This window comes from Flavobacterium sp. MR2016-29, from assembly GCF_015350695.1.
Lineage (GTDB): Bacteria > Bacteroidota > Bacteroidia > Flavobacteriales > Flavobacteriaceae > Flavobacterium.
Map to the genome: position 1 here is coordinate 1 of NZ_JADKPU010000016.1, position 3,082 is coordinate 3,082.

Annotated in this window: 1 rRNA gene; it reads left to right on the forward strand. The window is 49.4% G+C overall.

The features are described from left to right. The first annotated feature begins 120 nt into the window (after nucleotides 1–120). Nucleotides 121–3,001, forward strand: a 23S ribosomal RNA gene (locus IR010_RS19955). The last annotated feature ends 81 nt before the right edge of the window (nucleotides 3,002–3,082 follow it).

The window sequence follows — 3,082 nt, forward strand, 5'->3', positions numbered from 1 at the left end:
TACAGCAAATAAAAGTTCATTGACATATTGAGATAAGAAAATAATAAAAAGTAGAAAGCGTTTTCTGCTATTTATGGCAGAAGACAAAAAAAACGGTCGTAATTGATTTTAGGACTGGTACAATAAGCAAAATAAGGGCGTATGGGGGATGCCTAGGCTCTCAGAGGCGATGAAAGGCGTGATAAGCTGCGAAAAGCTGCGGGGACGGGCACACACCGAGTGATCCGCAGATACCTGAATGGGGCAACCCGCTATGCTGAAGGCATAGCACACCGATAGGTGGGCAAACCCGCTGAACTGAAACATCTAAGTAGGCGGAGGAGAAGAAAACAAAAGTGATTCCGTAAGTAGTGGCGAGCGAACGCGGATTAGCCCAAACCGGTGCTGTTACGGCAGTGCCGGGGTTGTAGGACCGCGATATTTTATGCACAAGGAACCGGAATCGGCTGGAAAGCCGAACCATAGAGGGTGATAGTCCCGTATGGGCAACAAGTGTAATAGATAGCGGTATCCTGAGTAGGGCGGGGCACGTGAAACCCTGTCTGAATTTGGCGGGACCATCCGCTAAGGCTAAATACTCCTGAGAGACCGATAGTGAACCAGTACCGTGAGGGAAAGGTGAAAAGAACCGTGAATAACGGAGTGAAATAGATCCTGAAACCATACGCTTACAAGCGGTCGGAGCCCTTTCGTGGGGTGACGGCGTGCCTTTTGCATAATGAGCCTACGAGTTAACGTTGCTGGCAAGGTTAAGCGGTTAAGCCGCGGATCCGTAGCGAAAGCGAGTCTGAATAGGGCGCTTTAGTCAGTAGTGTTAGACGCGAAACCGTGTGATCTACCCATGGGCAGGTTGAAGCTGTGGTAACACACAGTGGAGGACCGAACCGGTTGACGTTGAAAAGTCTTCGGATGACCTGTGGGTAGGGGTGAAAGGCCAATCAAACTCGGAAATAGCTCGTACTCCCCGAAATGCATTTAGGTGCAGCGCTGAATTAAGTTATACAGAGGTAGAGCTACTGATTGGATGCGGGGGCTTCACCGCCTACCAATTCCTGACAAACTCCGAATGCTGTATAATGTTTCTCAGCAGTGAGGGCTTGGGTGCTAAGGTCCAAGTCCGAGAGGGAAAGAACCCAGACCATCAGCTAAGGTCCCCAAATATACGCTAAGTTGAAAGAACGAGGTTTGTCTGCCCAGACAGCTAGGATGTTGGCTTGGAAGCAGCCATTCATTTAAAGAGTGCGTAACAGCTCACTAGTCGAGCGGACGAGCATGGATAATAATCGGGCATAAGCGTATTACCGAAGCTATGGATTTACAGCTTGCTGTAAGTGGTAGGGGAGCATTCCAGCAGGGCTGAAGGTGTATCGTAAGGTATGCTGGACCGGCTGGAAAAGAAAATGTAGGCATAAGTAACGATAATGCGGGCGAGAAACCCGCACACCGAAAAACTAAGGTTTCCACAGCTATGCTAATCAGCTGTGGGTTAGTCTGGTCCTAAGGCGAACCCGAAAGGGACAGTCGATGGCCAACGGGTTAATATTCCCGTACTACTGATTACTGTGATGGGGTGACGGAGTGATGAAAGCGCCGCGAACTGACGGAATAGTTCGTTGAAGTACCTACCTATAAGATCTGCAGGCAAATCCACAGATTTTGGGGAAATACGATAGTACTCGGCGTCTTCGGACAAAGAGATAGTGCGCCTAAGGGCTTCCAAGAAAAACCTCTAAACTTCAGGTAATCAGTACCAGTACCGCAAACCGACACAGGTAGTTGAGGAGAGAATCCTAAGGTGCTCGAGAGATTCATGGCTAAGGAATTAGGCAAAATAGACCTGTAACTTCGGGAGAAAGGTCGCCAGCGCAAGCTGGCCGCAGTGAAGAGGTCCAGGCGACTGTTTATCAAAAACACAGGGCTCTGCAAAATCGCAAGATGAAGTATAGGGCCTGACACCTGCCCGGTGCTGGAAGGTTAAGAGGAGATGTTATCTTCGGAGAAGCATTGAATTGAAGCCCCAGTAAACGGCGGCCGTAACTATAACGGTCCTAAGGTAGCGAAATTCCTTGTCGGGTAAGTTCCGACCTGCACGAATGGTGTAACGATCTGGACACTGTCTCAGCCATGAGCTCGGTGAAATTGTAGTAACGGTGAAGATGCCGTTTACCCGCAGTGGGACGAAAAGACCCTGTGCACCTTTACTATAGCTTAGTATTGACCTTGGATAAATGATGTGTAGGATAGGTTGGAGACTGTGAAGGGGCGTCGCCAGGCGCTTTGGAGTCATTGTTGAAATACAACCCTTTGTTTATCTGAGGCCTAACCCCGCAAAAGCGGGGGACATTGCTTGGTGGGTAGTTTGACTGGGGTGGTCGCCTCCAAAAGAGTAACGGAGGCTTCTAAAGGTTCCCTCAGTACGCTTGGTAACCGTGCGTAGAGTGCAATGGCATAAGGGAGCTTGACTGAGAGACATACAGGTCGATCAGGTACGAAAGTAGAGCATAGTGATCCGGTGGTTCCGCATGGAAGGGCCATCGCTCAAAGGATAAAAGGTACGCCGGGGATAACAGGCTGATCTCCCCCAAGAGCTCATATCGACGGGGGGGTTTGGCACCTCGATGTCGGCTCGTCACATCCTGGGGCTGGAGAAGGTCCCAAGGGTTGGGCTGTTCGCCCATTAAAGTGGCACGCGAGCTGGGTTCAGAACGTCGTGAGACAGTTCGGTCTCTATCTACTGTGGGCGTTAGAAATTTGAGTGGATCTGATTCTAGTACGAGAGGACCGAATTGGACAAACCTCTAGTGTATCTGTTGTCCCGCCAGGGGCACCGCAGAGTAGCTACGTTTGGAAGGGATAAGCGCTGAAAGCATATAAGCGCGAAACCCACCACAAGATGAGATTTCTTTTAAGGATCGTGGAAGATGACCACGTTGATAGGCTATAGATGTAAAGGCAGTAATGTCATAGTCGAGTAGTACTAATAATCCGTAAGCTTATGTACGCCCTTTTCCCCGCACCCCGGTGCGGGGGAGAAACTTTCTAAATCAATACTTTTTTCTTTATCTCAGTATGTTAAGATATT